This is a genomic window from Okeania sp. SIO2B9, assembly GCF_010672505.1.
Taxonomy (GTDB): Bacteria; Cyanobacteriota; Cyanobacteriia; order Cyanobacteriales; family Microcoleaceae; genus Okeania; species Okeania hirsuta.
The window spans coordinates 1-3,390 of the sequence record NZ_JAAHGK010000865.1; the positions used below are offsets into that span (position 1 = coordinate 1).

The 3,390-nt window shown below is 38.0% G+C and carries 2 protein-coding genes; one reads left to right on the forward strand and one right to left on the reverse strand.

The window, feature by feature from the left end; all coding sequences use genetic code 11:
- Positions 1 to 274: 274 nt before the first annotated feature.
- The gene (locus F6K13_RS24670) at positions 275 to 1,234 is read right to left on the reverse strand and encodes an alcohol dehydrogenase catalytic domain-containing protein (protein WP_124147294.1); all 960 of its coding nucleotides are present in this window, start codon (positions 1,232 to 1,234) and stop codon (positions 275 to 277) included.
- Positions 1,235 to 2,349: 1,115 nt separating this feature from the next.
- Here F6K13_RS24670 and F6K13_RS24675 point away from each other — a divergent pair.
- Positions 2,350 to 3,336 carry a serine/threonine-protein kinase gene (locus F6K13_RS24675; protein ID WP_287288666.1) on the forward strand — a complete coding sequence of 329 codons (987 nt, stop codon included), beginning with the start codon at positions 2,350 to 2,352 and terminating at the stop codon, positions 3,334 to 3,336.
- The last annotated feature ends 54 nt before the right edge of the window (positions 3,337 to 3,390 follow it).

Sequence of the window (3,390 nt, forward strand, 5' to 3'; positions counted from 1 at the left end):
TGTGAGTTGGTACGACCGGTTTAATTCCTATTGAAGAAGTAAGAAGTAAGAAGTAAGAAGCAAGAAGGGGTAAATATTGAAAAAAAGGGAAAAAAGATAGAGATAACTATCTCAAATCAATTATAACTGCTATTTTTAAGCATATCTAATCGAGATGCACTTTTTATAGCATTCTTTTTTGAAACTGATATTAGGCAATAGTTAGAAATAGTTTTGATGCTTGCTGCTTTTTGATTTGAGGTGTATAAACTTAATTTCAAAAAAAATCAACAGCCTATTCCTGCCCAATATCCACTAATACTTTTAATATTCCCTTCTTCTGAGCATGAACAAAAGCATCAATTCCTGCTTCTAGAGGATAATGAGCTTGGATTAATGGCTTGACATTAACCTTCTGTTGTGATAGTAGTTCCAATGCTGGTTTAAAAGGTCCGCAACGAGAACCAACTAAAGTAATTTCATCCACCACCAACGATGAAATATCCAAACTCAGATTCCCAGCATAAGTACTTTTGAGGACCAAAATACCACAAGGGCGAAGAGCACGACGAGCGATCGCAAATCCTTCTGGGTTGCCAGTACATTCCACTGCCACATCAAAAGCTCCTGTAGTAACCGCATCAGCAAACCCAGTTTTAATTCCCCGCTCCTCTAAATTTGCCAGTTTTTCCCGATGACGACCAATAACCAATAACTGACAATCAGTCAAAGCTAAAGTTTGTGCCACCAATTGTCCGAGTTTACCATCCCCCACTACTAAAACTTTATCTACTGGGCAAATTTGTATCTGTTGCTGAATTTCTAGTGCTGCTGCCACTGGTTCGGTAAATGTAGCTTCATCGGTTGAGACATTTTCAGGTACCGGATGGAGATTTTTTACTGGCAAGGTAAGATATTCGGCAAAAGCTCCATTGCGGTTAACTATTCCCAAGACTGTCCGATTTTCACAGTGGGTAGGTTGGTTACTTAAGCAAAAGCGACAATAACCACAAGCAGCATTAATTTCTCCTACCACTCGTCGATTGAGTAAATTTTCGGGTCCTTGTTCGACCACACCGACAAATTCATGGCCTAAGATTCCTTTGTAAGGGTAGTAACCTCTGAGAAGTTCCAGGTCTGTATTGCAGATACCGGCACGCAAGACGCGGACAAGTGCTTCTCCTGCTGGGGGTTCGGGTGTAGGGAGGTCGCTGCGGAGTTGGAGTTGTTGATTTTCTAGCCAGATTCCTTTCATTATTTCTATTTTTTGAGTAGGTTTAGTTAATTTGATTTTAGGCCTTGAAGAAGGAGACAGGAGACAGGAGACAGGAGACAGGAGGAAAATTACATGGGGATTCGCTCCCCCAAGTAATGCGTGAACACGACCGTTGACGGTGGGGTATTAAACCCACAAAGAAAATGATAAAAAAGTAGGTGGGATAAATCTAGTGTTATTCCTGCCAGTCGTAAATTTAAGGAGACAGGAGACAGGAGACAGGAGACAGGAGACAGGAGGAAAATTACATGGGGATTCGCTCCCCCAAGTAATGCGTGAACACGACCGTTGACGGTGGGGTATTAAACCCACAAAGAAAATGATAAAAAAGTAGGTGGGATAAATCTAGTGTTATTCCTGCCAGTCGTAAATTTTGTGATATTTGCTTACTTTTGGTTAACCTAAATTTTTTTGTGCCTTCTTAACTTAAGAGTTAATACCAATTTGATCAATGTTTGCTACAAATAGTGGCTTTGTTGCATGAAAGTTGCGATTCGCTCCGCGATCCGTTCCAGAATCGCAAAATCACCCCTGTAGAGGAATAAATGAGAATAGTACTTTGTCACTTTCCGGCTGACAACTTTGAATCATACTGTTGACCATAGCACATTGTATGAATAATTCCACTGGCTGACTATCAAATTTTCGTCGTTGCAACTTGCCTCCAAACATCACTTTCAGCCTCAACATTGTGGCCTGGGATCAGGAGCGTCCGTGGTAGCCACTTTCACCCTTCCATTTCTTTCGCCCACAGATGCCAATAGGTCTGAGGTTCTCATCTCTAGGATGGGGCTGGACTTTACCGAATAATTAAGGTTTAAAGCCTCTCCTTTAGATTTGATTAATAAATCGGCTGGGAAATATTTAAAAGATTAAACTACTCTAACTATTTTATAATTTTTATAATTTTTATAATTCCTGACTTCTAAGTAGAACATGGTAAATTTTGGACGCTATGTATCAAATTGTCAATTAGCTCAAAAGTTTATCTTGATTGAATTTAGGTTGTTTTTTGATTAAAGATGCAACGTCTTTTTTTTAGTTTGCTCTACTTAAAACCAGCTATAAATTTCTCAAAAAAAATCAAAAAAATAATGATTAACAAAATACTTAGGCGTCGTTATCAAATTATCTCTGAGTTAGGAAAGGGTGGTATTGGAACTACTTATTTAGCAGTTGATTTAGACCTTCCTAATTGTCCTCAATGTGTGGTTAAACAACTAACTCCTTTAGACCCGCGTCCACAAGTTTTTAACATTGCTAAAAATTTATTTGATAAGGAAGCAAAAATATTACATCGTCTGGGAAAACACGAGCAAATTCCTCAGTTATTTGCCTACTTTGAAGAAGATGGGCAATTTTATTTGGTTCAAGAATTTATTGAGGGATATGACTTAACAAAAGAGATTTATTCTTGGAATAAATTTTTAAGGAGTAGATTGAGAGAAGATGAGACTGTTCAATTATTAACTGAAATTTTGTCAGTTTTAAAATATGTGCATCAGCAAAATGTAATTCATCGTGACTTGAAACCTGAGAATATTATGCGGAGAAAATCTGACGGGAAAATTGTCTTAATAGATTTTGGGTCGGTGAAAGAAATTAAAGGATTAACTGTGATGAGAGGAGGTAAAACAACTGTAACAATAGCAGTAGGAACTCCTGGATATATGCCTATGGAACAAGCAGCAGGTCGACCTAAGTTTTGTAGTGATATTTATGCTGTGGGAATCATGGCTATTGAAGCATTAACTGGAGTTAATGTAAATCTACTTCCTAAAGATATCTCAACTGGTAAAATTATCTGGAAAGATCGAGTTAATGTAAGTGATAATTTAGGTCGGGTTCTTAGTAAAATGATGTTGTATGATTGGAGACATCGTTATCACAGTATTGATCAGGTGATGGCTGAACTCAGAGTTGGTAGTTATTCTGCTAATACTACTACATATCAACGTACTTTCTTTTCTAGGAAACTAGTTAACGATTATTTCGCAACTGTTGCAGGTTCTACTGTTCTTAATGTTGGGAATTCTCTACAACCTGCACTCTCTAAAAGATATGCGTCTGGTTTCAGATAGTGGGGTTGACTATCGTAAGTTGCGTGACTTATTAGCGGCAGGAAAGTGGAAAGA